Raw genomic sequence first — 25,507 nt, forward strand, 5'->3', positions numbered from 1 at the left:
GGCGCGGTTCAACCCGCGCCGGGCCCGATCAGGCGGCGTGCCGGATCTCGCCTGCGACGATCCCGCGCCGTTCGACCGCGACCGGGCGATTTTCCTCGCGGCGGTTCCACTTGAAGCTTTGGGCGCGATCGACCAGCTCGCGCGCGTCGCCGAGCAGGTTGGACGCGGCCGCGCTGGTCTGCTCGACCATCGCCGCATTCTGCTGGGTGCTGATGTCCATCTGGCGCATCGCGGAGCTGATCTCGGCGATCGCCCCGGCCTGCGCCTTGGCGTCGTCGGTCAGGCGCGCGATCAGCTCCGACACCGAGGCCACGTCCTCGACGATATCGCTGAACTGCTCCTCGACCTCGCCGACGCTGCCGACCGCCTGAGCGATCCGCTCGCTCGTCGCGGTCAGCTGTTCGCGCGCATTGCGGGCTTCCTGTTCGGCCCTGCTGGCGAGCTGCGAGACGAGGTCGGCAACCACCGCGAAGCCCTTGCCGGCCTCGCCCGCATGGCCCGCTTCGACCGCCGCGTTCATCGCCAGCACGCGGGTCTGGAACGCGATCCGGTCGAGCGCTTCCATCACCCCGTCGACGCTGGCGGCGGCCTCGCGCACTTCCTCCATCGTGGCGGCCGCCGAGCGCGCCTTGCCGAGCCCCTGCTCGACCGCCGAGCGCGCCCGGGCGACCGATTCGGCGGTGCTCTGCGCCGCGTCGCGGGTCGAGGTCACCCGGCGGTCGACGTCGGTCAGCGCGGCAGTGGTCTCCTCGATTGCCGCGGCGTTGGACTGGGTCCGGCTCGACAGGTCGGCCGAGGCATCGGCGATCTCGCCGGCGGCGAGCTTGATCGACCCGGCGCTGGTAACCACGTGCTGGACCATCTCGCGGAGCGCCACGATCGCGTCGTTGAGATTCTCGCGAAGCGTGCTGTATTCGCCCTGGAAGTCGGCTTCGAGCACCTTGCGCAGATCGCCCTGCGACATCCGGGTCAGCGTTTCGGCCAGGGTATCGACCATCGCCTTCTTCTCGGCCGCATCCTTCCGGTCGGCTTCCCGCCGCTCCGCGGAAGCCTGGACGAAGTGATCGAAGGCACCGGCCAGGCCGCCGAGTTCGTCGGTGCGATCGAGCAGCGGAATCGCCGCTTCCTCGCCCGCCGACAGGCGCTGCGCGGTCGCGGTCAGCTCGCCGAGCGGGCTGACGACGCGGCGACGCAGGATCCCGCCGTAGGCAAGGACCCCGCCGAGCAGGGCGATGCCGAGAAGAACCAACACGATGCTCCACATTTCGAGGGCGAAGTCGGCGTCGTCGCGGACCTCGGCTTTGAACCGGTTGGTCACCGTCACCAGCTTCGCAATGGCGTTGCGCTGGGCATTGTAGGTCGAGGCCAGCGCTTCCAACGCCTCGTCGTAGCGCGCCTCCTCGCCGCGCTGCATGATCGGCAGTGCCTTCTCGTCGAGCAATTTCCAGAAGGCGTCGGCGTTGCGTTCGACGTCGGCGAGACTGGACTTGATCTCGGGGTCGAGCTCGCGCGAGCCCCAATAGTCGGTCCGCTGGTCGTAGATGCGGTGCATCTCCTTGAGCCGCGTGATCGAGGTCGCGCGCTTCTCCTCATGAAGGAAACCTTCCATCGCCACCGCATAGGGTTCGACGATGAACAGCGGCGGCGGCAGGATGTCCGCCTTGAGCTCGGCCGACAGCTCGATGTCGAGCTCGTGACCGCCGCCGATCCGGATGGTGTTGACGGCGGTGGCGAAGACGATGGCGCTGACGACCACCAGCCCGAGCAGGGCGGCGGAAGCAAATCGGACGAGGCGTTCGATGGACATGGCGGGCTCGCGATAGAGATCGACCCATCCATCTTAGAGCGTCGCCGCGCAGTTCGGCCTTGCGCCCTTCGTTCAGTCCCGGCCGTGTCCCGAAGCGAGATAGTCGGCGCTTCGCATTTCCTCGAGGCGGCTGACGGTCCGCTGGAACTCGAACGCGCCGGTCCCGGCCGGATAGAGGCGTTCGGGCTCGGCATCGGCGGCCGCGAGCAGCTTCACCCGATGCTCGTAGAGCTCGTCGATCAGAGTCACGAAGCGCGCCGCCTCGTTGCGCTTGTCCGGGCCCATCACAGGAATGCCGACGATGATCACCGTGTGGAAACGCCGAGCGATGGCGAGATAGTCGGCCGCGCCGCGCGCCTCGCCGCACAAGCGCTTGAACGAAAAGACCGCGACGCCCTTGAGACTCTTGGGCACGTGCAGCGTCCGGCCGCCGCCGACCTCTAGCTCTTCGGTGGGGACGTGCGCACGGTCCTCGGGCGGATAGTCGGTGAGCTGGAAGAAGGCGCGGCTGAGCGCTGCGGTCGCAGCGGGGCCATTGGGGACGTGCCAGGTCTCGACCCCCTGCATGCGATCGAGGCGATAGTCGGTGGGCCCATTGAGCGCGATGACCTCGAGCCGCTCCCCAATAAGGTCGATGAAGGGCAGGAACAGCTCGCGGTTGAGCCCGTCCTTGTAGAGTTCGGCGGGCGCACGGTTGGAGGTGGTGACCACCGCCACCCCTTCCTCGAGCAGGGCGGAAAACAGGCGCGACAAGATCATCGCGTCGGCGGGGTTGTTCACCACCATCTCGTCGAAGCAGAGCAGGGTCGCGCCCTCCGCAATCGCTTCGGCGACCGCGGGAATGGGATCGCCCTCGCCCTTCGCCCGCTCGGCGCGAAGCCGCTCGTGCACCTCGATCATGAAGGCATGGAAATGGACCCGCCGCTTGGGCTCGACCGCGATATGCTCGAAGGCGAGGTCCATCAGCATCGACTTGCCGCGCCCGACCCCGCCCCACAGATAGACCCCGCAGACGTCGCGTCGGCGGCCGAGCAGGCGGGCGAAGAAGCCGCGGCGAAGCGCCAGTTCTTCACCCAGCCGGTCAAGCGCCGCCGCCGCACGCGCCTGGTCGGGATCGGCCTTCAGCTCGCCCGCGGCCAGCAGGCGCTGGTAGGCCGCGGCGACGGGTCCGCTCACGTGACGTCGCGCAGCTTCTTCAGCGTACCCGAGAAGCTGTAACAGGCCTCGCCGTCCTGTTTCACGACGCCCTGGAGGAAAGCGAGGCTGCGGGTCTGGCGGACCAGTTCGACATGCGCGTCGAGCGGCTTGCCGGCTTCTCCCCGGCCCATGAACTTGGTGGTGAGGTCGAGCGTCACATAATGGGCGCGCCGCATTCCCGCGCAGCGCCCGCCGCCGAACAGCGCCATGTCGATGAAGCTCATCACCATGCCGCCGTGCAAGCTGCCGCCGAGGTTGAGGTGGCGTTCTTCGGGGAACATGCGGACCACCGCCCGGCCGGGCCCGTCGGGGCGGAAGATCATTTTGCCGGTCTGCGCGGCAAAGCTGTCGGCCGGCAGGTCGATCCAGCTGTACCAGCCGGGATGATCGGGATCCTCACGAGCGCCCGAGGGGCGGTTCTCTACGTCTTCGGGCGCGTCCATGGGGGCGGGTTAGTCGGCGCCGTGAGCGGGTGCAACAGACGCCGACAAGACCCGTTAGGCCGCGCGTTCGGCGATCAGCTTCTTGGTCTCGGCAATCGCCTTGGCCGGGTTCAGCCCCTTGGGGCAGACGTTGGCGCAGTTCATGATCGTATGGCAGCGATACAGCCGGAACGGGTCTTCCAGCTGGTCGAGCCGCTCGCCGGTCATCTCGTCACGGCTGTCGGCGAGCCAGCGATAGGCCGCGAGCAGGATCGCCGGCCCAAGGAAGCGGTCGCCGTTCCACCAGTAGCTCGGGCACGAGGTCGAGCAGCAGAAGCACAGGATGCATTCGTAGAGGCCGTTGAGCTTCTCGCGGTCCTCGGGGCTCTGCAGCCGCTCCTTGCCGCTCGGCGTCGGGGTCGCGGTCTTCAGCCACGGCTGGACCGATGCATATTGCGCGTAGAGGTGGCTGAAGTCGGGAACCAGGTCCTTGATCACGTCGCAGTGCGGCAGGGGCGTGATCCGGACCTCGCCCTTCACGTCCTCGATCGCGGTGGTGCAGGCAAGGCCGTTCTTGCCGTCCATGTTCATCGAACAGGACCCGCAAATCCCTTCGCGGCACGAGCGGCGGAAGGTCAGCGTCGGATCGAGCTCGTTCTTGATCTTGATCAGCGCGTCGAGGACCATCGGCCCGCAATCGTCGAGATTGACCTCGTAGGTGTCGTAGCGCGGGTTCTGGCCGGTCTCGGGATCGTAACGGTAGATCTTGAAGCTCTTGACACGGTTGGCGCCGGCGTCCGCCTTGTAGTGGCGGGACTTGCCGGTGATCCTGCTGTTCTTGGGAAGCGTGAACTCAGCCATCTTTTTCCTCTAGCGCTGGGCGCGAAATAGGAGCCTCGGCGAGGAAAGGCCAGCCCTTGCAAAGGACCGTATCGCGCTTGGGTACAGATGCCGATTGCCAGCCGCCCCGCGCTTTGCGAAGCGGGTGCACGATGCGTCCAAGCCCTCGAATGCAATTGCGCGAAGCGACGGCGGAAAGCCACGACCGGGTGGATCGCCTGTTCGCGCCGCTCAACCTTGGCCACGCCGGCGACTATGGGCGTTTCCTCGCCGCGCAGGCCACGGTGCTGCTGCCGCTCGAGCAATGGCTCGATGAGCAAGGGGCAACCGACCTCCTCGACTATTGGCCCGAACGGCGCCGCGCGGACCTGCTTCGCGACGATCTCGCCAACCTCGGCCAGCAGATCCCGCAGGCCGAAGACATCAATCTTCCCGCCACCCCTGCCGCGATGCTGGGCGCGGCCTATGTGCTCGAGGGATCGCGGCTCGGCGGCGCGCTCCTCGCCCGCCAGGTCGGCGCCGACCTCCCCCGCCGGTTTCTCGCCGGGGAGCGGGCGGCCAGCTGGCGCGGGTTCGTCGGCCAGCTCGACCGTCGGCTCCAGGACCCGGCCGATCTCGACGCGGCGATCGAGGGTGCCCGGACGGTCTTCGAAGCGTTCGAGCGCGCCGGCCGGCGAGTCCTGGGCTGAACGCTCAGCCGAGGAGCTCCACATAAGCGGCGATGACGTTGCCCGCGCTATAGGGCTTGGTCAGGATCGGCCGCTGGCGGAAGCGCTCGTCGATCATCGAGGTGTCGCCATAGCCGGTCGCGAAAACGAACGGCACGCCCAGCCGGTCCAGTTCCTCGGCGACCCGCGTGCTCTGCTCGCGCCCGAGATTATAATCGAGCACCGCGAAGTCAGGCTTCTGCGCGGCGAGGAAGTCGAGCGCGCTGGCGACGGTTGACGCGACCTGGATATCGCTCGCGCCGAGCGACTGGAGCATGGCCTCGGCCTCGAGCGCGATCAGCAGATTGTCCTCGACCAGCAGCACCGAGCCGGTGATTCGGTCGTTGATCGCCTTGGACGCCAAGCCCATCGCCATCCGGTCGTGCATCTGCACGTCGACGCTCTCGCCGGCGGTCACGAGGTGCGGCGGGAGCCGGAAGGCGGCGCGAAGTCCGTCGGGCTCGAAGGCGACGCTCGCCTCGCCGCCAAGCTCGTGCGGGATCGCGCGTTCGATGATCGTCGAGCCGAAGCCGCGGCGGGTCGGAGCGACCACCGGGGCACCGCCCGTTTCCTTCCAGTAGATCGCGAGGCCCTCGTCGGAAAGCTCGTCGATCCGGATCGAGACCGTGCCCGAAGCATCCTTGAGCGCGCCATATTTGGCGGCGTTGGTGATGAGCTCGTGCATCACCAGCGCGACCGTGGCGAAGGCATCCGGCTGGATCGCCATATCCTTGCCGAGCACGGTCACCCGGTCCGCGCCCGATCCGAGGTACGCGCCGGCCTCGACCTTGATCATGTTGGTCAGCGAGCGCGCCCCCCAGCCGCTGCTGGTCAGCTGGTCGTGCGCCCGCGACAGGGCGTGGACCCGGCTGTTCACGTCCTTTGCAAAATCGTCGATGTCGGTCGCGCCCTCGGCGCACTGGCGGACCAACCCGATGATCAGGTTGAGGATGTTGCGGACCCGGTGGTTGAGTTCGGCAATCAGCAGGTCCTGCTGGTCGTTCGAGCTCTTGCGGCGCTTCTCGGCCTGGTCGGTCAGTTGGAGCATGATCTCGAGCAGCGAGATGCGCAGCCCCTCGGCCAGTTCGCAGTCGATGTCGGACCAGTGGCGCGACTGAAGGCGGACGACCTCGCGCCATTCCTCGAAGCTGGCGCGCGGAGTGAGGCGCAGCGTGCCGGTTTCGTCGCGCCGGACCGCCTTGGTCGGCTCGCCGCCCCAGCGCACGGTGGAGACCAGCTCGGGCCGGAAGAAGACAACATAGTCGCGCGGTCGCCGCGAGACGGGAATGGCGAGGATGCCGGCCACATTGGCTTCGTAGTCGGCGGCCGGCGGATGCGACTTGGAAAGGGCGTGGGTCGCATAGACCCGGCTTGCCGCGGCACCGTTGAGGAAGCGCATGAGGTCGAGGGTCTCGCGCTCGGTCGGGGTTTCGCCCCCCAGCCGAAGCCGGCCGTCGACATAGGTCGCAAGGCCGGTCGCGCCGAGCTCCTCGCCAAGCTCGGTCAGCAGGCCGAAGAGGTCGTCGATCGACCCGTTCTGGGTCGACACCTGCGAGAGCATCCGGGCGTGCCGATCGCGCGCCGCTTTCTGCCGCTCGACCACGCGGCCGCGCACCACGGTCTCGATCGTCATCGACAGGATGTTGGCATAGAAGGCGAGCGACTGCTGGATGGGCGCCGGGAGCGAGCGGGGCGACTGGTGATGGCAGCTGATCAGCCCCCACAAGCGCCCTTCGACCACGATCGACAGCGACATGGACGCGGTGACGCCCATGTTCTTGAGGTACTGGATGTGCACCGGCGAGACCGCGCGCAGCGTGCTGAGCGAGAGGTCGATCCGGTCGCCGCCGGCACCCACGCGCGGCGAAACCGGGACGGTCACCGCATCGACATCGGCAATCTGGCGGATCGGGTTTCGCAGGTAGAGCGCGCGCGCCTGGGCCGGAATGTCGGTCGCGGGATAGTGGAGACCAAGATAGGGATCGAGGTCGCGGCGGCGGACCTCGGCGATGACCTCCCCGCTCTCGTCGGCGTGGAAGCGGTAGAACATCACCCGGTCATAGCCGGTCAGCGCGCGGATATGGCGGACGGCGAGGTTGGTTAGCGTGTCGAGCGAGGTGAGGTCGCGCACCTGCGCCAGCATCGCCTGGATGTTGAGCTGCAGACGGTCGTCGCGCGCGCTCGCCGGCTCGCCCTCGACGATCACGCTTTCGCCCTCGCGGTGGATGATGAGATCGAGCGGCTGGTCACGACCGGGAATGGTAACTTCGGTCAGCACGTGTGGGCTCGAGCCCTGGCTGATCTGGAGCTCCGACCGGATGTCGTGAAGGCAGCGCCGACCGAGGAGGTCCGCTGCCGACTGCCCGATCAGCGCCTCGCTCGGGCGTCCGAAAAAGTCGACGACATTGTCCGAAGCGCGGCGAAGCAACCAGTCGGAGGAAAGCTGCAGAAGAAAGCCGTGCGGCTGGATTTCGCCGAGGAACTGGATCTGCTCCATCGCGCACAGAGCGGCAGCGTCGACGCCCATCCCGTCCAGCGAGACCGTGTTGTCATCGGCATCGGCGGACGTCCCGGCGCCATCTTCCAGATCCATGTGCGAAGAATACTCCCCTCGGGTGCAATGCGCCTCTGCAGGCGTCACTATTATGAAGGCTCTCGGAAGCCTCTGCAATTTAATAGAAATCAAGCCGTCCGCGGCTCAGCGTCGAGTCAGGCTCCGGTTGCCGCCGCAAGCACGGCCGCGGCATGGCCCGGCACCTTCACCTTGCGCCATGCCTTGAGGACGTTGCCATCCGCGCCGATTAGGAAGGTCGCGCGCTCCATGCCCATATATTTGCGGCCATACATGCTCTTCTCGACCCAGGTGCCGAACGCCTCGCTGACCTCGCCCTCATCGACCGCAAGCGGGACCTTGAGGTCATATTTGGCGATAAACTTGTCGTGGCTCTTGGCGCTGTCGCGCGAGACCCCGACGACCTTGACCCCAGCCGCGGCGAAATCGTCGGCGAGTGCGCTGAAGTCCTGCGCTTCGCGCGTACAACCCGACGTATCGTCCTTGGGATAGAAATAGAGGACGAGCTTGCCGCCGGGGGCCGACAGGTCGACCGTTTCGCCGTTGGTGGTGGCGACCTTCAATGCCGGTGCCTTCTGCCCTTCCTCGATCATGTCCCGTTCCTCGCCTTGTCCCAGCGCGTGGCGATTCTTGCCCGTGCTTCGTCAAGCGCCGCCACAAGCGCATCCCAGTCCGCCTGTCCACACAGGCTTGCGACGAGGGCGCGGCTGGGTTCGGCCAGCGCTACCGCGCCGGGGGCGACGAGCCGCATGACCACGAGAAAAGCGCTGAGCAGCCGGAGGTCCGGATCGGCCAGGGGATCGAGCAACCCCGACTCGACCAGTGCAGCAATGGCCAGCTCGAGCCTCGGGTCGAGCCCCACCCCGCGGGTCAGCTGGAGCACGTGCACCGTGAACTCGAGGTCGATCAGTCCGCCCGGGCCAAGCTTTACGTCGAGCGGCCCGACCGGCGGTTTGTGCCGCGCCATCTGGAGCCGCATCTCCGCCGCGTCGGCCCTGACCCTGGCCGCGTCGCGCGACATTCGGAGCACATCCTCGATCGCCCGGCGGACGCGCGCGCGGAAGGCGACCGACCCGGTCAGCGCACGTGCCCGGCACAAGGCCAGATGCTCCCAGGTCCAGGCCTCGGTCCGCTGATAATCCTCGAAGGCGGCGAGGCTGACCGCGAGCATCCCCTGTTCGCCCTGCGGCCGGAGCCGGGTGTCGACCTCGTAGAGCGGCCCGGCGGCCGTCGGGACCGACAGCGCGGCGACGATCCGGCTGGCGAGCCGGTTGTAGTAATCGGTGCCGGTCAGCGGCCGGGCCCCGTCCGAGCGGCTGCCTTCGGGGCAATCGAACAGGAAGATGAGGTCGAGGTCGCTGGCGTCGGTCAGCGCCTGGCCGCCGAACCGTCCCAGCGCGACCAGGGCGAGGTCGCCCCCGGCAATCCGGCCGTGGGTCGCGGCAAATTCCTCCTCGACCTTGCCGGCGAGCACGCGCACCGCGGCCTCGGCGAGATCGCTGTAGCCCTTTGCGATGGTGAGCGGATCGCGATGCCCGGCGATGAGCTGGACGCCCAGCGCGAAGCGGCGCTCGCCGACGAGGCGCCGGACCCGGTCGAGCGACTGGTCGAGCCCGCCTGCGGCAAGCTCGTCGGCGAAGCGCGCGGCCAGCGCATCGGCATCGGGCGGCGCCGCGAAGCTGCTTTCGTCGATCAACCCGTCGAGCAGGGTCGGACGCCGCGCCAGCTGGTCGGCGAGCGCGGGAGCCTGGGCGAGGATCAGCGCAAGCATGTCGGCAAGCGCCGGGCGGGCCTCCAGCAACCGGAAGAAATTGACCCCGCTCGACAGCCGCTCGACGATGTCGCTGAAGCGGTTGAGCGCCCGCATCGGATCGGGCGCGGCGGCAATCCGCGGCAGCAGCGCCGGCAGCATGGCCTCAAAGGCACCGCGCGCAGCCGGTGAGCGCAGCGAGCGGGCCTTCCCCGTGCGCCAGTCCGCCACCCGCCGCGCGACCTCCACGGAATCGGTCCAGCCCATCGCTCCCAATTCCTGGGCCAGGAGTTCGGGGTCGCCCGACAGGCGCACTTCCTCGCTGCTGACCAGCCCGTCAAAGGCCTTGCCGACCAGCTCGACATGCGGGGAAAGGGCGGCGAGCATCGCGTCCGCATCGGCATAGCCACCGAGGCCGGCCACCGCCTCGAGCGCATCCCCGACGGGAAGTCGATGCTCCTGCCGGTCGTCGATCATCTGCACCCGGTGCTCGATCGTCCGGAGAAGGCGATAGGCCGCGCCGATTCCCCCGGCGATGGCGGGATCGAGCCGTCCCTGCCCGGCCAGCGCCGCCAGCGCATCGAGCGTCGCCGGCGCCCGCAACAGCGGGTCGCGCCCGCCGTGGACCAGCTGCTGGACCTGGGTGAAGAATTCCGCCTCGCGGATCCCGCCACGCCCGCGCTTGAGGTCGAAGCCGGGCCCGAAGCCCTGTCCCTGCGCATAATGGTCGCGGATCCGGAGCGAGATGTCGCGGATCTCGTCGATCGCCCCGAAGTCGAGCGCGCGCCGCCACACGAATGGACGGATTTCGGCAAGGAAGCGCTCGCCGAGCGCGCGGCCTCCGGCGCAGGCCCGCGCCCGGATGAAGGCCGCCCGCTCCCACGGCAGCGCCGAGCTTTCGTAATAAGAGATGGCCGCGCCGACCGGGAGCGCAATCGGGGTGACCTCGGGCGATGGCCGAAGCCGCATGTCGACCCGCGCGACATAGCCATGCTCGTCGCGGGCCTGCATCAGCTCGATCAATCGGCGCCCGTAGCGCACCGCCGCTTCCCCCGCCTCCTCGCGCGCACGGCGCGGCAGGGTCTCGGGGTCGAACAGCAGGATAAGGTCGACATCGCTGCTGTAGTTGAGTTCGCGGCTGCCGAGCTTGCCCAAGGCGAGAATGGTCATGCCCGTTGGCGCCGCATCGGGATGACGTTCGGCGATCGCCGCGGCGAGGCACGCGTCGAGTGCGCGGTCGGCAAAATCGGACAGCGCCGCGGTCACCTGTTCGAGGCTGAGTTCCCCCGCGAGGTCACCGAGCGCGGTCGCCAGCGCCAGCTGCTGCCGCTCGATCCTCAGCCGGTCACCGAGCGGGCGGTCGGGCGGTGCGCTGACGGCCGCCAGCGCGGAATCGGCTCCATCCCGGACGAAAGTCTCGGCAATCTGCGGTTGCCGTTCGATCAGTCCCTTGAGAAAGGGAGACCAGCGAGAAGCCCGCTCGAGCGCGCCATCGCGTGAGGGTTGCTGACCGGCCACGTCAGCGGCGTTCCTGACCTAAGGCACAGGTTGCGGGCAACGAAATCAGTTTCCCGACGTTGACCAAGCAAATGAAATCCGCATCTGAAATGAAGGCGGCGACGGTAGAAGAGAACGGCCACATGGATCGACGCATCATCCGGGTCGAATTACCGCCTGCACATGCCGGTGTCACCGCCGCCCTGCGCCGCGCCTTCGCGGCGGAGCCGCTGAGCAGCGACGAGCGGGCATTCGAAGACCTGCTCGCGCGACTGGGCTGAGCCCTTTCACGATTTGAATATAAGCAGAATGGGTCAGCCGGGACGACAGTCGGTCAGTCCCGGTTGCCTGCCAGCTGGTCGACTTCGCCCATGATCTGGGACAGCGCGCTGTGGTTGGGGTCGGTCTTGTGCTGGCGCCGGCTCGGCAGCTTGCCGCCCGACAGCAGCTGTTCGAGCGCGACTCGGCCGCGCGCGACCCGGCTCTTGATCGTACCGACGGCGCAGCCGCAGATTTCGGCCGCTTCCTCATAGGCGAAGCCGCCTGCCCCGACCAGGATCAGCGCCTCGCGCTGCGGCTGGGGAAGGTGGAGGAGCGCGCGCTGCATGTCGCCGAGTTCGACGTGCCGGTCCTGGCTCGCCGGCGCGGCCAGCAGCTTCGAGGCCGTGATCTCGTCCCATTCGCCCTTGAAGCGCGCGCGGCGCATCTGGCTGAGGAAGAGGTTGCGCAGGATGATGAAGGTCCAGGCGCGCATGTTCGTGCCGGCCTGGAAGCGCTTGCGCGCCGCCCACGCCTTGAGCAGTGTTTCCTGCACGAGGTCGTCCGCGAGGTCGCGGCTGCCCGACAGCGAGCGGCCGAAGGCGCGAAGGTGCGGAATGACCTGCGCCAGCTGCTGCTTGAATTCCGGATCCGACAGCGGGACGGGCTCGGCCCGGGCCGCTTCGGCCGGATGATCGTCCATCGAATCGCTCAACGTACCCCGCCCACTATCGTCTGCCCGGCCAAGCCGAGCTGGAACCTACCGTCATTCAGCACGAGGCTCAGGACGCAATCAAGTAGATGATGGCAAAGGCGAGGATCACAAGCCCCAGCCCGCCGAACAGTGCGACGCGCGCGACGCCGGGAGTCGTTCCGGCGCGCGCCTGCGTTCCGGTTAGATGCTCCGGTGGGTCCTGATTCATGGATTTCGGCACTCCGAGAATATTTGAAGCGCCAACGCAACGAAGGGAACTCAAGTTCCCTGCGAAGCCTGGGTTCAACCCGCCGGAACGGTCGCCGCGTCGAAGAACAGCGCCTGCGCGATCGCCGCCTTCACCGTCGCCCGCTGGAAGGGCTTGGTGATGAGGAAGGTCGGCTCGGGCCGGGTCCCGGTCAGCAGTCGCTCGGGGAAGGCGGTGATGAAGATCACCGGCACCGAGAATTCGGCGAGGATGTCGCGGACCGCGTCGATCCCGCTCGAATCGTCGGCGAGCTGGATGTCGGCCAGCACCAGCCCCGGCGGATGCGCGCGGGCCTGGGCCACGGCCTCGTCACGGGTGACCGCGACGCCGGTAACATTGTGGCCGAGGTCACGGACGATCGTCTCGATGTCCATCGCGATGATCGGCTCGTCCTCGATGATAAGGACGTCGGCGAGGGTCTGGCGCTCGATCTCGGCAAGCGCTTCCTGGACGAGATTGTCGACCTCCGACGCCTGGGCGCCGATCAGGTAGCCGGCGTCCGAGGCCGAGAAGCCCTCGAGCGCGGTGAGCAGCAGCGCCTGGCGCGAGAGAGGCGTGATCCGGCTCAAACGCGCCTGCGCGATCGCTTCGGGATTGCCGAGGCTGCCGCCGGCGTCGCCGCCTTCCTCGATGTTGGCGGTCGACCAGATGGCGTGGAAGGTCTTGTAGAGCCCGAGCCGAGGCTCGACCTCACGCGGAAAGCTTTCCGGCGCGGCGACAATCGCTTCCAGGGTCGCGCGGACGAATGCGTCGCCGTGATTCTGGCTGCCGGTGAGTGCGCGGGCGTAGCGCCGCAGGAATGGAAGGTGCGGCGCAAGTTCCTGGCCAAGCGACATGGTTCAGCATTGCTCCTGTAAATCTGATTGACGCCCCTATTGGGAGCCGCTTCAGCAAACTGCAACCCTGCGCGCGCCGACCTCGGGATCGTGGCGAGCGTCGCGCGGGGTTTGTTGCGGTCGACGGAACAAAGCGGCTCGGATTTGGTTTCCCGGCGGCAGTCTACTGATTGACGAGTCGGCTGCCGGACTTTTACGGGGGCGTTCGCGTTACCTTTCAAGTAACTTGAGGAACAGGCATTGCGTCATGCCACGCAACGTCGGGAGGGGAATACGGGGTTGAGTGCAGAGAATAGCAATCTTCCCTCTTCCCCGGCCGACCCGAAAGTGAAGAAGGCAGCGTCCAAGCGACGCGCATCCGGTCCCGACGATGTCGGCCGGGCCCTTCGCAGTGCCTACGACGAGGCGCTTCGCGAAGACGTTCCCGACGACTTTCTCGATCTGCTCGGCAAATTGAGTTGAGCGGGACGGCCTTGCCCGTCCCCCGTAACTGATGTCCAGCGTCAAGGCATGGTTCCAGCAACTGCCCACTGCCGGCAAGTTGCTCCTTCTCCTGACCGCAGCGATCCTGCCGCTCGGGCTGGTCCTCGTCGCGGCTGCGACCAGCGGCATCAACCAGGCCAATGACGCGCTCGCCGCCCGGGCCAGCGACCAGGGCCGGCTCGCCATTCGTGCGATCGACAGCCTGATCGGCCGCAACGTGCTCGCGCTTCGAGTGGCGGCCAATGGCGCGATCGACGGCTCGGCCGATCCCTGCCAGCAGGTCCAGCGCGCGCTCAGCAGTGCACCCGGAACGCCCTTCACCTTCCTCCTCAGCGACAGCGTGGGCACGCAATTGTGCGCCCGCGGCACGCCCGACGACGGCGAGCGGCCGACCCTGCTGGTCGCTCCCGGGCAGGTGAAGATCTGGCTCAGCCCGACGCGCGGGCGGCTTTATTACCGGGTCGGGGTGATCGGCGGCTCGGCCACCGGATCGATCGACCGCGACCAGTTCCGCAGCGCGCTGATCGCCGCACGGGCGGGCACGGCGACCCTCGTCCTGTCCGACGACCGCGACCGGATCGAGATTGTCGGCGGCGCTGGGCAAACCCTCGGGTCGGGCATGGAACGCACCCTCTACAGCGTCGCGCAGTCGATCGTCGGCGGCCAGCTCGACATTCGCGCCGAGGTTTCGACCGAGCGGATCGCCGAGGTCGACCGGCTGGTCATCCTGCTGCCCGTGCTGATGTGGATCGTCGCCGCGCTGCTGAGCTGGCTGGTGGTCCGCACCTTTCTCCTCAACCCGCTCAAGCGCATCCAGGTCGCCATCACCGCGCACGATCCAGGCACCGGGCCGCTCCAGCTCCCTTCGCGGCTCGGCTCGGCGATCGAAATCCGCGAACTCGGCGCCTCCTTCTCGCGCGCGGTCGAGCGGATCGAGCAGAACGAGAAGGACATGGCCGAGGCGCTCGAGGGACAGCGCAAGCTCGTCCGCGAGGTTCACCACCGGGTGAAGAACAACCTGCAGGTGGTCGCTTCACTACTCAACATCCATCGCCGCAGCGCCAAGTCGGACGATGCGAAGGACGCTTATTCCTCGATCGGCCGCCGGGTCGACGCGCTCGCGGTGGTTCACCGCAATCATTATGCCGAGCTCGAGGAAAATCGCGGGATCGCACTCCGCTCGCTGCTGAGCGAACTCGCCGCCAACCTGCGCGGCAGCGCGCCCGACAATGCGCGATCGCTCGACATCGGGCTCGATCTGGAAAGCATCAATGCCACCCAGGACGTCGCAGTCGCCACCGCCTTTCTCACCACCGAGGTGGTCGAGCATGCGATGTTGACCCAGCCCGAAGCACCGGTGACGCTGACGCTTCGCCGGACCGGCGACACCACCGCCCGCTTCACGCTGGCGACCAATGCGCTGTCCGAAGCGGCCGCCGCCGACCCGGAGCATCAGCAGTTCGAGCGGATCATCGCCGGCCTTGCCAAGCAGCTCCGGTCGACGCTCGACCGGGCACCGGGCAGCTACAGCGTCGAACTCCCGGTCTATCCGCCGCGGTGAAAATTTTTGCGGTGGTCGTGGAACCCCCGCCCGGCAACACCGTTATGCTCTTCGGATAGTGACCTTTTGCCCCCCCGCTCTCGCTATCCGCTTACACGGGCCCGAAGTCGTCAACCCTCCCCCCCCCCGGTGACGATTTCGGGCCCGCTTTGCGTCCAGCGTCGGAAGCTTCGCGACGCGCGGCCCGCCAATGGGTCAGCCGGATGGCGAGGATGGCAAATTCGTAGAGCATGTAGAGCGGCACCAGCAGCAGCAGCATCGACACCGCGTCGGGCGGCGTCAGCACCGCCGAGACCGCCGCACAGGCGACAATCGCGTAGCGCCGCTTGGCAGCGAGCTGCTCGCGGGTGACGAGCCCGGCCCGCTCGAGGATCATCAGCAGAACCGGCGTCAGGAACGCCACCCCGAAGCCGAACAGGAAGCGGGTGACGAACGACAGATAATTGCCGACCCCGGGCAGTGCCTCCTGCTGGACGCCCCCGACATTGCCCTCGAAGCTCAGCAGGAACTTGAGCGCATAGGGCATGGCCACGAGATAGGCGAACAGCGCCCCGCCCGCGAAAAAGAAGGGCGTCATTACCAGGAACGGGAGGAAGGCCTTCTTCTCCTTGGCGTAGAGGCCAGGCGCGACGAATCGCCAGACCTGCGTCGCGAATACCGGGAAGCAGAGCATCAGCGCGGCGAACAGCGCGACCTTTACCTCGGTGAAAAAGGCTTCGAACACGTCGGTGTAGATGAGCTTGCCCTGCCCGGCCGCGAGCAAGGGCTGGACCAGCAGGCCGAAGATCGGCTTGGCGAAGTTCAGGCAGAGGATGAAGGCCAGCACCAGTGCGGCAAGGCTGATCAGCAGCCGCCGGCGAAGCTCGACCAGATGCTCGAGCAAGGGCTGCCTGGTTTCGTCGATGTCCTTCACGGCAATTCGCGCCGGTGATGCTCGGGTTCGGGAAGCGGGAGCGGGGGTTCATCGCTCGGTACGGACGGTGTTGGTGCAGCCCCCTCCTCTCCGTTCGCTCCGAGCGACGTCGAGGCGCCTTGCCCATCAGCTGGAAGCGCCGTCATCACCGCGCCATGCGCCTCGCTCGCCCCGACATAGGGCAGCGCGACGGGATGCTCGCGCATGATCCGCTCATTCTCCTCGCGCCACTTTTTCTCCATCTCCTCGAGCTCGGCCTCGCGCATGATGTTCTCGATGCCGGCGGTGAAGTGCCGGGCATGCGCCTTGGCGCGCCCGACCCACCGGCCGAGGATTCGGAGCGTGCCGGGCAGCTCCTTGGGGCCGATGAAAATCAGCGCGAGCACGGCGACGATGAAGAGCTCGGTACTGTCGACGCCGAACATGCGGCGCGCTCCTGGCGACTAGCGCGGATACTGGTCGGACGGCGGCGGCGGCGGCGGCGGCGGCGCGACGGGGTCGGCGGCGCGCGGGTTGGGCGTCACGTCGATCGGACGGTCGGCGCTGCCGAGCCGGCGCGCATCCTCGGCCTTGCGGCGCTGTTCCTCGTCGTCGTCGGCGAGGCCCTGCTTGAAGCTCTTCAGGCCCTTGGCGACGTCCCCCATCATCGCGGAGAAGCGGTTGCCGCCGAACAGCAGCAGGACGAGGATGCCCAGGATGATCCAGTGAATAAGGCTAAACCCGCCCATGATCGATGAACTCCGTTGACTGGCGAGCTACTTAGTCCTCTTCCCCGCCGCTTTCCAGTTGCAGCATGAGGCTCGTCTCGTCCACCGGGTCGAGGAGGCCGGCGGCCTGAAGGTCGTCGATGCCCGGCAGATCGCGGCGGCTGGCGAGCCCGAAGTGGGTCAGGAACTCGGGGGTGGTCGCGTAGAGCAAAGGCCGGCCCGGGCTCTCGCGCCGCCCGGCCGGCCGGACCCAGCCCGCCTCCATCAGGACATCGAGCGTGCCCTTGGCGGTCTGGACGCCGCGGATCGCCTCGATCTCGGCCCGGCTGACCGGCTCGTGATAGGCGATGATGCTGAGCGTCTCGGTCGCCGCGCGGGACAGGCGCCGCGGTTCCTCGCGGGTTCGGCGAAGCAGGTGGGCGAGGTCGGCCGCGGTCTGGAAGTGCCAGCGTCCGCCGCGCTCGACGAGGTTGATCCCGCGCCCGGCATAAAGACCGGCCAGCGTCTCCAGCGCGCCCGTGATATCGCCCTCGCCCACATAGGCCTCGATGTCGTGCCGGCTGAGCGGCTCGGCGGCGGCGAAGAGCACCGCCTCGACCGCGCGGACATAATCCTCGCTCACCGGCTCGCCACCCTGAGCTCGAGCGGCGCGAACGGCTCTTCCTGGCGCATTTCGAGGCGCCCCTGCCGCGCAAGCTCGAGCGCCGCGACGAAGGAGGAGGCGAGCGCCGAGCGAGCGAACGCCGGATCATGGCTGGGGACGAGGAAGCGCTCGAGCCGGGTCCATTCGATCGCGGTCCCGATCAGCGCCGACACCCGTTCGATCGCTTCCTCGAGGGTCAGCACCGCGCGGCGGGCGACGACGTGCATCACCGGTGCGCTCCGGGCGCGGACCTGCCCATAGGCCGCGGCGAGTTCGAACAGCGAGGCGTCCCACTTGCTCTTGCGGATCTGCCGCAGCCCTTCGGGCGCGCCCCGGACGAAGACGTCGCGGCCGAGCCGGTCGCGCGCCATCAGGCGTGCGCCCGCCTCGCGCATCGCGTCGAGCCGCTGCAGCCGCAACTGGAGCCGCGCGGCCAGTTCCTCGGGGCTCGGGTCCTGCGCCGGGTCCTTGGGCAAGAGCAGGCAGCTCTTGAGATAGGCCAGCCAGGCCGCCATCACGAGATAATCGGCCGCGATCTCGAGCTTGAGCGCCTTGGCGCCCTCGAGATAGGCGAGATATTGCTCGACCAACTCGAGGATCGAGATGTGCTTGAGATCGACCTTCTGGGCCCGGGCGAGGCTCAGCAGGAGGTCGAGCGGTCCTTCCCACGCGGAGAGATGCAGTTGCAGCGTCTCGTCGTCGGCGGGAAGGAGGGTCACCGCCCTATGCCAGCGCCAGGAGCTCGTCCCGGACCGCCACCGCCGCGGCGAAGTCCGGCCCGTCCGAACCGCCCACCATCGCGCCCGCCATCGCCCGGGCCAGCCGCGCCTCGGAATCGACCGTCATCGCCCCGACATGCGCCGCGACGTCGAGCATCTCGTCGAACTTGCCCGAGCAGTGAAGGGTGAGATCGCAGCCTGCGGCGATCGCCGTGGCCGACCGCTCCCCGGCCGAGCCCGACAGCGCTTCCATGCCGATATCGTCGGTCATCAGCAGACCGGCAAAGCCGATCCGCTTGCGGATGATTTCCTCGATCACGAACGGCGACTGGCTCGATGGATGCTCGGGATCCCAGGCTTCGAACAGGATATGCGCGACCATCCCCATCGGCGCTTCGCGCAGCGCCTCGAACGGCTCGAGGTCGAGGTCGAGTTCCTCGGCCGAAGCACTCACGCGCGGAAGTTGCTTGTGGCTGTCGACCGTCGCGCGGCCGTGGCCGGGCATATGCTTGACCACGCCAACCACGCCCGCCGAGGCCATTCCGTCGAGCACCGCACGGCCGATTGCGGCGACCTGCATCGGCTCCATGCCATAAGCTCGGTCACCGACGACCTGGTCGGCGTCGGGCTGGCGGACGTCGAGATTGGGCGCGCAATTGACGTTGATCCCGTGGCTCGCCAGCAGCAGCCCGATCGCCCGCGAATTCAGCCGCGCCGCCTCGATCGCCGAGGAGGGCGCGGTCTGGTAGAGACGGTCGAACGCCCCGCCGGCGGGAAGCGCCGGCCAGACCGGCGGCTTCATCCGCATCACCCGCCCGCCTTCCTGGTCGATCAGGATCGGCAGGTCGGCACGGCCGTGAAGGTCGCGCAGCGCCGCGGTCAGCGCCTTCAGTTGATCGGGCTCGCCGCAATTGCGCGCGAACAGGATGTAGCCCGCCGGATCGACCTCGCGGAAAAAGGCGGTCTCGTCGGCGGTCAGGCTGAGCCCCGACATGCCGTAGATTGCTGCTTGCATGATCGCGCCCCTAGCGCGCCACGAAGCAGGCGTCGCCTGCCGCTTTCAGCAGCTGGCAGGCCTGGCGGGCCTCTTCCGCGCTGCCGAAGCCGGCGCGGAGCCGCTGCCCCTTCTGATAGGGCACGACGATCTTGGTCGCGCCCGACAGCACCGGGAAGCGGCCGGCAAGCGAATTCCACGCGGCATTGGCCTGCGCAGGATTGTCGTAGAAGCCGAGCTGGACCGTGCTCCCAGCCGGCCCGGCCGGCACCGCCGCGGCGGCCTCGGGCGCGGCTTCGGCAGCGGCCGGTTCTTCCTTGGGCGCCGCCTTGGGCTTGGCGATCGGCGCTTCGGGCACGGCGTTCAGGTCGAGCTGGCCGTCCACGTCCTGGCCAGCGCCCGTGGCGAAGGTCGTCTCGCTGTCCCCCGCGACGTCGATTCCGCCGGGGTCGGTCGGCTTTATCTTGTAGGGCCCTGGCTCGGCCTTGATGAGCGTGGGCGGCCCGCTGCCCTCGTCCGCCTGGCGCTTGCCCAGCCAGTAGAGCGTGCCCGCGACCAGCGCCGCGGCGAGCAGCACCACGACGATCGCGGCCAGCATCTTGCGTGCCGACAGCGCGGGCGGTTCATCCTCGTCCTCGACCGGTTCGAGCCACGGCAGCGGCTCGCCCGTCACCCCTCGCGAAGTCGCCATTTCAGTACACCACCACGCAGCTCTGCCCCGCCCTCTCGAGCTGCTGGCATATGACCGCCGACTGGGCTTGAGAAGAGGTGCCGAGCTGGAGGCGATACATTCGTGTCGGCCGGCCGCCGCCGAGCCCGCGCACGTCGACCGTGTTCACCATCTTGGGCTTGGTCGCGAGATAGGGATAGCGCCGGGTGATCTTGCGCCAGCTCTCCTCCGCCTGGGCGCGGGTTGGGAAAGCGCCGAGCTGGACCACCCGCCCGCGATTGGGATTGGGGTGGTAGACGACGACCGGCGACGGTCCTGTCGGCGGCGGCGCAATGGTCGGATCGTCCGCCGGGAAAGTCGGCCTCGCACTGCCCTCTTCCGCGGGTTCGGTGCCCGCGCGCGGCCCGGTTGCGACGGGCCGGGCGCTACTGCGCGGGACCGGGCGGGCGCGGCCGCTGGGGCTCGGCGCGGGTGGTGCGGTGGTGAGCGGCGCGGGCAAGGCCGGATCTCCTGCCGACGCGGCGCCGTTCGATGCCGCCTCAGGCGAGCTATTGACGGGTATGGGCACCGCTTCCTCTGCCGGAAGCTCGGGCGGCGCAGCCTCGCGCTGGTGAGTCCCAAGCCACCAGGCGCCAAAGCCGACGAGCCCGATCAGCAGGGCGAACAGCAGGTACCAAGGCCAGAGAAAGCGGCCCCCTCTGACCTTCGGGGTGGAGACGGGGCGAGCGGCGCGGTTCGGGCCGGCGATCGCCGGTTCGTCCTCGAGCCAGGGCAGGCGCTCGCTCGTCGACCGCATCGGCTAGCGCATCTCCTCTGCCGCCTCGACGCCCATCAGCCCCAGTCCGTTCCCGATCACTTGCGCGATCGCCCCCGCCAGCGCGAGGCGCGCGGCGCTCAATCCGGGCTCGCCGTCGATCAGGAAGCGGCGGCCGGGATCGTCGTTGCCGCGGTTCCACAACGCATGGAAGGCGGCCGCCAGTTCATAGAGGTAGAAGGCGATGCGGTGCGGCTCGTGCGCGACTGCGGCACTCTCGACCACCCGCGGATAGTGACTGGCGAGGCGGACGAGGCCCAGTTCCTCGTCGTCGAGCAGGCCGATGTCCGCACCGGCCGAGTCGATCCCCGCCTCGGCTGCCTTGCGCTTGAGGCTGGCGATCCGGGCATGGGCATATTGGACGTAGAAGACCGGATTGTCCTTCGACGCCTCGACCACCTTGGCGAAATCGAAGTCGAGCGGCGTGTCGGCGCGCTTGGTCAGCATGATGAAGCGCGCGACGTCCTTGCCGACCTCGCGCACGACATCGGCAAGCGTAACGAAATTGCCTGCCCGCTTGCTCATCTTCACCGGTTCGCCGGCGCGCAGCAGCTGGACCATCTGGACCAGCTTGACGTCCAGATCGACCTTACCGTCGGTCAGCGCCTGGACCGCGGCCTTGATCCGCTTGACCGTCCCCGAATGGTCGGCGCCCCAGATGTTCACGAGGTGGTCGGCACTCTCGGCCTTCTGCAGGTGGTAAGCGGCATCGGCGCCGAAATAGGTCCAGCTGCCGTCGGCCTTCTTCATCGGCCGATCTTCGTCGTCGCCGAACTGGGTCGAGCGGAACAGCGTCAGCTCGACCGGCTCCCAGGGGTCATGCTCGTCGATGCTCTTGGGCCGCTCGCGCGTGCCCTCATAGACGAGGCCCTTGGCGCGCAGCGTCTCGAGCGTCCGCTCGGGCGCGCCCGAGGCCTGAAGCTCGGCTTCCGAACTGAACTTGTCGTGGACGATGCCAAGGAGGCCAAGGTCGTGGCGAATGAGGTCCATCATCGCCGCGACGGTCTTCTGCTTGAAGGCGGGCAACCACTCGGCTTCGGGCGCGGCCACCATCGACGAGCCATATTCGGCCGCCAGCAATGCGCCGACCGGCTTCAGATAGTCACCCGGATAGAGCCCTTCGGGGATCTCGCCGATGTCCTCGCCGAGCGCCTCGCGGTACCTGAGGTGCGCCGAGCGGGCGAGCGTATCGACCTGGCTGCCGGCGTCGTTGACATAATATTCGCGGGTGACCGCAAAGCCTGCCGCCTCGAGCAGGCTGGCGAGCGCGTCACCCACCACCGCGCCGCGGCAATGACCCATGTGCATCGGCCCGGTCGGATTGGCCGAGACATATTCAACATTGACCCGTTCGCCCTTGCCCGCGTTCGACAGGCCATAGCGCTGACCCTCGGCGGCGATCCGCACCAGCTCCTCGCGCCAGACGCCCGATTCGAGCCGCAGGTTGATGAAGCCGGGACCGGCGACCGACACCTCGGCGACGCCCGGAAGCGCCTCGAGCTTCGGCACCAAAAGGCCGGCGAGCGCGCGCGGATTGGTCGCGGCCGCCTTGGCCAGCACCATCGCGGCATTGGTCGAAAGGTCGCCATGGGTGACATCGCGCGGCGGCTCCACCGTCACGGCGGTGCGCGCCAAGCCCGGCGGCAGGTCGCCCTGTTCGACCAGCTGGTCGAGGGCCCGGTTCACGTGGTCGGTAAAAGTTGCGAAGATGCTCAAGATGTTGGCAATCGTATCAGCTGTGTCAGGAAGAGACATGTCCTTACGCGAAGCGGGCGGTGACAGTCACCCCCCGTTCAGCCCTTGTCCCCAAGGGGAACGACCATGCGACGCGTGATTCCGCTCAGCCGCTGGCTGATGCTCTTCCTCGGGCTCGTCTTCGCCGCGGCCCAGCCTGCCGCCGCCCAGGAGGTCCTGCGCGACAGCGAGACCGAAAAGCTGTTCGCGGACATGTCCAAGCCGCTGATCGAGGCGGCCCAGCTCGACCCCAAGAACGTCAAGATCGTCCTCATCAACGATCCCGAGATCAACGCCTTCGTCGCCGGCGGGCAGGTGGTCTACATCCACACCGGGCTGCTCACGTCGGCCGACAATGCCAACCAGGTCCAGGGCGTCATCGCCCACGAACTTGGCCACGTCGCCGGTGGGCACGCCATTCGCGGCGGCGAAGCGGCCAAGCAGGCGACCGGGATCACCATCCTCAGCCTGATCCTCGGCGGGCTCGCCATGGCGGCCGGGTCGGGCGACGCGGCGATGGGCGCGATGGCGATCGGTCAGCAGGCGGCAATGGGCAGTTATCTCGCCTTCACCCGCAGCCAGGAGACCAGCGCCGACCTCGCCGGCGCTTCCTACCTCGCCAAGGCGGGCATTTCGGGCAAGGGGTCGCTCGACTTCTTCAAGAAGCTGCAGAACCAGGAATATCGCCTCGCGGTCTATGCGACCGACAGCTACAATCGCACCCACCCCTTGTCGTCCGAACGCATCTCGACGCTGACCGGCCTCTACCAGAAGGACCCGGCGTGGAGCCGCCCGACCGACCCCGCGCTCGAGGCTCGCTTCCAGCGCGTCCGTGCCAAGCTGATCGGTTACATCAGCGACAAGACGGCGGTGCTGAGGACCTATCCGACCACCGACCAGAGCGTGCCCGCGCATTACGCCCGCGCTTATGCCTATCACCGGATGGGCGACCGCGAGAAGGCGCTGGCCGAGGCCGACGCCCTGCTCGCGACCGCGCCGCGCGACCCCTTCTACCTCGAACTCAAGGGGCAGATCCTGCTCGAGAGCGGACGCCCCGCCGAGGCCGTGCCGGTGCTCCGCCAGTCGGTCGCGGTCGCACCCGACCAGCCGATGATCCAGGCAATGCTCGGCCACGCCCTCCTCTCGACCGAGAAGCCCGAGAATCTGACCGAGGCCGAGAAGGTGCTCAAGGCCTCGATCGGCCGCGACAACGAGCAGCCCTTCGCCTGGTACCAGCTCGGCATGATCTACGACCGGAAGGGCGATCCCGCCCGCGCCGCCCTCGCGACCGCCGAGCGCTACAACCTCGAAGGTAATGCCAAGCTCGCGCTCGTCAGTGCCAAGTCGGCGATGCAGGGCATCCCGCAGGGCTCGCCCGATTACATTCGCGCGCAGGACATCGCGATGGTATCGCAGGTCGAAGTCGACAAGGACAAGAAGAAGGGCAAGCGCGAGCAGTGAGCGAGGCAAGGGGGGGAAGCGGCTGGGGCGCGGCACTGGCGGGCGCGGCAGGGGGTGCGATCGCCACCATCGTGTTGGCCGTGGGCGCGGTGCAGAGCGGCTGGGCCGGCCAGCTCGTCCGCAAGGCGATGCTCGACAATCCCGGGATCCTGATGGAGACCGCCGACGCGCTCCGCGACCAGCAGCATGCCCCCGTCCTCACCGCCAATCGCCAGGCGATCGAGACTCCGTTCGGCTCCTCATGGGAAGGGGCGAAGGACGCCGACGTCACCCTGGTCGAATTCTACGATTACGCCTGCGGCTATTGCAAAGCCTCGCTCCCGGTCATCGACAAGCTGGTGAAGGAAGATCCAAAGCTCCGGGTTGTCTACCGCGAATTCCCCATCCTCGGCCCCGAAAGCGAGGCTGCCTCGCGGCTTGCGCTCGCGGCCAGCAAGTCGGGGCGCTTCATGGCGTTTCACGACGCGCTCTATGCCGCGGGCCGGCCCAGCGAGCAGACCTTGGCCCAGGCCGCGGCGGCCGCGGGGTTGCCGGCGGCAATTCCCTCGAGCCCCGAATTCGATGCCGAGCTTCGCCGCAACTTCCAGCTCGCCCAGCAGCTCGGCGCGACCGGCACGCCGCTGTTCGTGGTCGGCGACCGGGTGATGAACGGTGCGGTCGGCTATGAGGCGCTCAAGGAAGCCATCGCCGCGGCCCGCGCCAAGAACGGCTGAGCCACCGGGGCGCTGGCCCCTGTGGCGCTCGTTTTCCCACGTTTCCTGATAAAGAAATGGCCCGGTCTTTCGACCGGGCCATTCCCTTTTACGCGATATCCGCGAACGCTTAGCCGCGCTCGGGCGCCGGCGGCGGCGGCGGCGGCGGCGGCGGCGGAACCGGGCACGCGTCGGTCGCCAGGATCACCGACCCGTCCGGGCAGGTCTGCGTCGCGGGCGGCGCAGGCGGCGGCGGGGGCGGGGGCGGCGGGGGCGGCGGCGGGGGCGGCGGAGCCGCGGTGCTGCCGAAGTTGAAGATCAGGCTGGCGAGCAGGCTGTGCGACGAGAAGCGGTTGTTGTAGTTGCCGCCAAGGGTCGCCGTGCGGGTGAACGCCACGTTGGTGCTGCCGACAGCGGCCGGACCGCCCGGAGCCGCGACGTTCGGGATCGCCGCAACGAGGTTGGTCGAGAAGGCCGTGGTGCCCGGATCGAGGTCCAGACGACCGGTGCGGAAGTAGCGATACTTCAGGCCGAGGTCGATGTTGTCGCTGATCGGGAAGCGGACGCCCGCGATGCCCTGATAGGCCCAGGCGCTGTCACGATCACCGAACGCCTTGACGCGAGCGCGGCCGAAACCGGCACCGGCGTAGAAGTTCGGGCCATTCTCGTTGCCGATGTCGAGCAGCGCGTTGACCATGCCCGACAGCACGCTGACGTGGCTGCCGAGGTCGAAGCTGCTGGTGTCGGTCGGGAACACGAAGGTGCCGCCGGTGGTGCCGGTCGGGACCAGGCCGTTGCTCACCGCGGTGATGAACGCCGGATCGGTGTTGATCGACTTGATCTTGCTACGCTTGTAGCCAAGCTCGCCCTCGAGGCGGAACAGGCCGAAATCGTAGCCGGCGATGGCGTCGATGTCATAGCCGCGCTTGTACTTGACGCGGGTGCTGCCGGTGACGGCGAGCGGGGCGACCGGAGCCGTGCCGACGAGACCAACGCCCGGAGCCGGAGCGACGGTGCCAGCGGCAGGGGTCTGCGCGCCCTGCGTGAAGACGGTGTTGAGATCGGCGCGCTTGCTCTTCGGGAAGAGGACGCCACCCTCGACGCCGACGTAGCCGCCGCTCGAGGACTGCGCGAATGCCGGGCCGGCAATCACGGCGGCCGCTGTCGCGGCCAACAAGGTGAGCTTCATATGTTTTCCTTCTGGGTTGATGTGGATCAACGCCCGCCCAACCCCCGCCCCCGGCGAAGGTTTCCTTGGATCACGGGTC

The 25,507-nt window shown here is 68.1% G+C and carries 26 protein-coding genes; 6 read left to right on the plus strand and 20 right to left on the minus strand.

Annotation, left to right across the window (positions count from 1 at the left end; translation table 11 throughout):
- Positions 1–28: 28 nt before the first annotated feature.
- The 4 genes from BS69_RS0106865 to BS69_RS0106880 all read right to left on the minus strand — a co-directional run bounded on the left by BS69_RS0106865 (position 29) and on the right by BS69_RS0106880 (position 4,287).
- The gene (locus BS69_RS0106865; RefSeq protein WP_051676598.1) at positions 29–1,807 is read right to left on the minus strand and encodes a methyl-accepting chemotaxis protein; all 1,779 of its coding nucleotides are present in this window, start codon (positions 1,805–1,807) and stop codon (positions 29–31) included.
- A gap of 72 nt (positions 1,808–1,879) precedes the next feature.
- Complete coding sequence (zapE, locus tag BS69_RS0106870) at positions 1,880–2,983, minus strand: cell division protein ZapE (protein WP_029941225.1); 1,104 nt, start codon at positions 2,981–2,983, stop codon at positions 1,880–1,882.
- Positions 2,980–3,447 (minus strand): PaaI family thioesterase, encoded by a 468-nt coding sequence (locus tag BS69_RS0106875; protein WP_029941226.1) that lies wholly within the window; start codon positions 3,445–3,447, stop codon positions 2,980–2,982. Before BS69_RS0106875 ends, zapE begins: the two co-directional genes overlap by 4 nt.
- A 54-nt stretch (positions 3,448–3,501) precedes the next feature.
- Positions 3,502–4,287 (minus strand): succinate dehydrogenase iron-sulfur subunit, encoded by a 786-nt coding sequence (locus BS69_RS0106880; RefSeq protein WP_029941227.1) that lies wholly within the window; start codon positions 4,285–4,287, stop codon positions 3,502–3,504.
- A 149-nt stretch (positions 4,288–4,436) separates the two neighbouring features.
- On the opposite strand from BS69_RS0106880, the gene BS69_RS0106885 reads away from it, so the two are divergent.
- Complete coding sequence (locus BS69_RS0106885) at positions 4,437–4,955, plus strand: biliverdin-producing heme oxygenase (RefSeq protein WP_051676599.1); 519 nt, start codon at positions 4,437–4,439, stop codon at positions 4,953–4,955.
- A gap of 4 nt (positions 4,956–4,959) precedes the next feature.
- Here BS69_RS0106885 and BS69_RS0106890 read toward each other — a convergent pair whose 3' ends face one another.
- The 3 genes from BS69_RS0106890 to BS69_RS0106900 all read right to left on the minus strand — a co-directional run bounded on the left by BS69_RS0106890 (position 4,960) and on the right by BS69_RS0106900 (position 10,813).
- A complete protein-coding gene (locus tag BS69_RS0106890; RefSeq protein WP_084184354.1) occupies positions 4,960–7,566 on the minus strand; it encodes an HWE histidine kinase domain-containing protein in 2,607 nt (868 codons plus the stop codon).
- 116 nt (positions 7,567–7,682) lie between these two features.
- Positions 7,683–8,138 (minus strand): peroxiredoxin, encoded by a 456-nt coding sequence (locus BS69_RS0106895; protein ID WP_029941230.1) that lies wholly within the window; start codon positions 8,136–8,138, stop codon positions 7,683–7,685.
- Complete coding sequence (locus BS69_RS0106900; protein ID WP_029941231.1) at positions 8,135–10,813, minus strand: bifunctional [glutamine synthetase] adenylyltransferase/[glutamine synthetase]-adenylyl-L-tyrosine phosphorylase; 2,679 nt, start codon at positions 10,811–10,813, stop codon at positions 8,135–8,137. The genes BS69_RS0106895 and BS69_RS0106900 overlap by 4 nt, the downstream gene beginning before the upstream one ends.
- Positions 10,814–10,872: 59 nt before the next feature.
- Here BS69_RS0106900 and BS69_RS14245 point away from each other — a divergent pair, with 59 nt between their 5' ends.
- Positions 10,873–11,073 carry a hypothetical protein gene (locus tag BS69_RS14245; protein ID WP_169738069.1) on the plus strand — a complete coding sequence of 67 codons (201 nt, stop codon included), beginning with the start codon at positions 10,873–10,875 and terminating at the stop codon, positions 11,071–11,073.
- A 53-nt stretch (positions 11,074–11,126) separates the two neighbouring features.
- Here BS69_RS14245 and BS69_RS0106910 read toward each other — a convergent pair whose 3' ends face one another.
- The 3 genes from BS69_RS0106910 to BS69_RS0106920 all read right to left on the minus strand — a co-directional run bounded on the left by BS69_RS0106910 (position 11,127) and on the right by BS69_RS0106920 (position 12,848).
- Positions 11,127–11,753 (minus strand): sigma-70 family RNA polymerase sigma factor, encoded by a 627-nt coding sequence (locus BS69_RS0106910; protein ID WP_029941232.1) that lies wholly within the window; start codon positions 11,751–11,753, stop codon positions 11,127–11,129.
- A 79-nt stretch (positions 11,754–11,832) separates the two neighbouring features.
- Complete coding sequence (locus BS69_RS14420; protein WP_169738070.1) at positions 11,833–11,973, minus strand: hypothetical protein; 141 nt, start codon at positions 11,971–11,973, stop codon at positions 11,833–11,835.
- A 74-nt stretch (positions 11,974–12,047) separates the two neighbouring features.
- Complete coding sequence (locus BS69_RS0106920) at positions 12,048–12,848, minus strand: response regulator (protein WP_029941233.1); 801 nt, start codon at positions 12,846–12,848, stop codon at positions 12,048–12,050.
- A 240-nt stretch (positions 12,849–13,088) separates the two neighbouring features.
- On the opposite strand from BS69_RS0106920, the gene BS69_RS14540 reads away from it, so the two are divergent.
- Complete coding sequence (locus tag BS69_RS14540) at positions 13,089–13,310, plus strand: NepR family anti-sigma factor (RefSeq protein ID WP_156956944.1); 222 nt, start codon at positions 13,089–13,091, stop codon at positions 13,308–13,310.
- 31 nt (positions 13,311–13,341) lie between these two features.
- Positions 13,342–14,892, plus strand: a complete 1,551-nt coding sequence (locus BS69_RS0106925) for a sensor histidine kinase (RefSeq protein ID WP_029941234.1) — start codon at positions 13,342–13,344, stop codon at positions 14,890–14,892.
- A 91-nt stretch (positions 14,893–14,983) separates the two neighbouring features.
- Here the strand turns inward: BS69_RS0106925 and tatC are convergent, their stop codons facing one another.
- Genes tatC through argS form a run of 9 tightly spaced genes read right to left on the minus strand, consistent with a single transcriptional unit; the run spans position 14,984 to position 22,068 of the window.
- On the minus strand, positions 14,984–15,805 hold the full coding sequence (gene tatC / locus BS69_RS0106930) for a twin-arginine translocase subunit TatC (RefSeq protein WP_084184355.1): 822 nt from the start codon (positions 15,803–15,805) through the stop codon (positions 14,984–14,986).
- Complete coding sequence (locus BS69_RS0106935) at positions 15,802–16,230, minus strand: Sec-independent protein translocase subunit TatA/TatB (protein WP_029941236.1); 429 nt, start codon at positions 16,228–16,230, stop codon at positions 15,802–15,804. Before BS69_RS0106935 ends, tatC begins: the two co-directional genes overlap by 4 nt.
- Positions 16,231–16,248: 18 nt before the next feature.
- A complete protein-coding gene (locus BS69_RS0106940) occupies positions 16,249–16,533 on the minus strand; it encodes a twin-arginine translocase TatA/TatE family subunit (RefSeq protein WP_037504418.1) in 285 nt (94 codons plus the stop codon).
- 31 nt (positions 16,534–16,564) lie between these two features.
- The gene (gene scpB / locus BS69_RS0106945; protein WP_029941238.1) at positions 16,565–17,134 is read right to left on the minus strand and encodes an SMC-Scp complex subunit ScpB; all 570 of its coding nucleotides are present in this window, start codon (positions 17,132–17,134) and stop codon (positions 16,565–16,567) included.
- Positions 17,131–17,874: a segregation and condensation protein A gene (locus BS69_RS0106950; protein WP_029941239.1), complete on the minus strand. Its 744-nt coding sequence runs from the start codon at positions 17,872–17,874 to the stop codon at positions 17,131–17,133. Before BS69_RS0106950 ends, scpB begins: the two co-directional genes overlap by 4 nt.
- 4 nt (positions 17,875–17,878) lie before the next feature.
- Positions 17,879–18,889 carry a beta-N-acetylhexosaminidase gene (gene nagZ, locus BS69_RS0106955; protein WP_029941240.1) on the minus strand — a complete coding sequence of 337 codons (1,011 nt, stop codon included), beginning with the start codon at positions 18,887–18,889 and terminating at the stop codon, positions 17,879–17,881.
- Positions 18,890–18,899: 10 nt separating this feature from the next.
- The gene (locus tag BS69_RS0106960; RefSeq protein WP_084184356.1) at positions 18,900–19,559 is read right to left on the minus strand and encodes an SPOR domain-containing protein; all 660 of its coding nucleotides are present in this window, start codon (positions 19,557–19,559) and stop codon (positions 18,900–18,902) included.
- Between the two features lies 1 nt (position 19,560).
- Positions 19,561–20,334: an SPOR domain-containing protein gene (locus tag BS69_RS0106965; protein ID WP_029941242.1), complete on the minus strand. Its 774-nt coding sequence runs from the start codon at positions 20,332–20,334 to the stop codon at positions 19,561–19,563.
- 3 nt (positions 20,335–20,337) lie between these two features.
- Positions 20,338–22,068: an arginine--tRNA ligase gene (gene argS / locus BS69_RS0106970; protein WP_029941243.1), complete on the minus strand. Its 1,731-nt coding sequence runs from the start codon at positions 22,066–22,068 to the stop codon at positions 20,338–20,340.
- Between the two features lie 105 nt (positions 22,069–22,173).
- Between argS and BS69_RS0106975 the strand changes: the two genes are divergently transcribed.
- Both BS69_RS0106975 and BS69_RS0106980 read left to right on the plus strand, forming a co-directional pair.
- Positions 22,174–23,547 carry a M48 family metalloprotease gene (locus BS69_RS0106975; RefSeq protein WP_029941244.1) on the plus strand — a complete coding sequence of 458 codons (1,374 nt, stop codon included), beginning with the start codon at positions 22,174–22,176 and terminating at the stop codon, positions 23,545–23,547.
- Positions 23,544–24,260, plus strand: coding sequence for a DsbA family protein (locus BS69_RS0106980; protein WP_029941245.1), 717 nt, complete (start codon positions 23,544–23,546; stop codon positions 24,258–24,260). The genes BS69_RS0106975 and BS69_RS0106980 overlap by 4 nt, the downstream gene beginning before the upstream one ends.
- A 109-nt stretch (positions 24,261–24,369) precedes the next feature.
- Here BS69_RS0106980 and BS69_RS14630 read toward each other — a convergent pair whose 3' ends face one another.
- Positions 24,370–25,428: an outer membrane protein gene (locus tag BS69_RS14630; protein WP_051676601.1), complete on the minus strand. Its 1,059-nt coding sequence runs from the start codon at positions 25,426–25,428 to the stop codon at positions 24,370–24,372.
- Positions 25,429–25,507 lie beyond the last annotated feature (79 nt).

It is taken from the genome of Sphingomonas astaxanthinifaciens DSM 22298, from assembly GCF_000711715.1.
GTDB classification, from domain to species: domain Bacteria; phylum Pseudomonadota; class Alphaproteobacteria; order Sphingomonadales; family Sphingomonadaceae; genus Sphingomicrobium; species Sphingomicrobium astaxanthinifaciens_A.

Excerpts from the sequence above, each read along its gene's own strand:
- BS69_RS14420 (WP_169738070.1), bottom strand. The coding sequence starts at position 11,973 with ATGAATCAGGACCCACCGGAGCATCTAACCGGAACGCAGGCGCGCGCC.
- BS69_RS0106965 (WP_029941242.1), bottom strand. The coding sequence starts at position 20,334 with ATGCGGTCGACGAGCGAGCGCCTGCCCTGGCTCGAGGACGAACCGGCG.
- BS69_RS0106920 (WP_029941233.1), bottom strand. The coding sequence starts at position 12,848 with ATGTCGCTTGGCCAGGAACTTGCGCCGCACCTTCCATTCCTGCGGCGC.
- BS69_RS0106895 (WP_029941230.1), bottom strand. The coding sequence starts at position 8,138 with ATGATCGAGGAAGGGCAGAAGGCACCGGCATTGAAGGTCGCCACCACC.
- BS69_RS0106975 (WP_029941244.1), top strand. The coding sequence starts at position 22,174 with ATGCGACGCGTGATTCCGCTCAGCCGCTGGCTGATGCTCTTCCTCGGG.
- BS69_RS0106875 (WP_029941226.1), bottom strand. The coding sequence starts at position 3,447 with ATGGACGCGCCCGAAGACGTAGAGAACCGCCCCTCGGGCGCTCGTGAG.
- BS69_RS0106910 (WP_029941232.1), bottom strand. The coding sequence starts at position 11,753 with ATGGACGATCATCCGGCCGAAGCGGCCCGGGCCGAGCCCGTCCCGCTG.
- BS69_RS0106935 (WP_029941236.1), bottom strand. The coding sequence starts at position 16,230 with ATGTTCGGCGTCGACAGTACCGAGCTCTTCATCGTCGCCGTGCTCGCG.
- BS69_RS0106890 (WP_084184354.1), bottom strand. The coding sequence starts at position 7,566 with ATGGATCTGGAAGATGGCGCCGGGACGTCCGCCGATGCCGATGACAAC.
- BS69_RS0106960 (WP_084184356.1), bottom strand. The coding sequence starts at position 19,559 with ATGGCGACTTCGCGAGGGGTGACGGGCGAGCCGCTGCCGTGGCTCGAA.
- BS69_RS0106940 (WP_037504418.1), bottom strand. The coding sequence starts at position 16,533 with ATGGGCGGGTTTAGCCTTATTCACTGGATCATCCTGGGCATCCTCGTC.
- BS69_RS0106885 (WP_051676599.1), top strand. The coding sequence starts at position 4,437 with ATGCAATTGCGCGAAGCGACGGCGGAAAGCCACGACCGGGTGGATCGC.
- BS69_RS0106865 (WP_051676598.1), bottom strand. The coding sequence starts at position 1,807 with ATGTCCATCGAACGCCTCGTCCGATTTGCTTCCGCCGCCCTGCTCGGG.
- BS69_RS14630 (WP_051676601.1), bottom strand. The coding sequence starts at position 25,428 with ATGAAGCTCACCTTGTTGGCCGCGACAGCGGCCGCCGTGATTGCCGGC.
- BS69_RS0106925 (WP_029941234.1), top strand. The coding sequence starts at position 13,342 with ATGTCCAGCGTCAAGGCATGGTTCCAGCAACTGCCCACTGCCGGCAAG.
- BS69_RS0106880 (WP_029941227.1), bottom strand. The coding sequence starts at position 4,287 with ATGGCTGAGTTCACGCTTCCCAAGAACAGCAGGATCACCGGCAAGTCC.
- nagZ (WP_029941240.1), bottom strand. The coding sequence starts at position 18,889 with ATGCAAGCAGCAATCTACGGCATGTCGGGGCTCAGCCTGACCGCCGAC.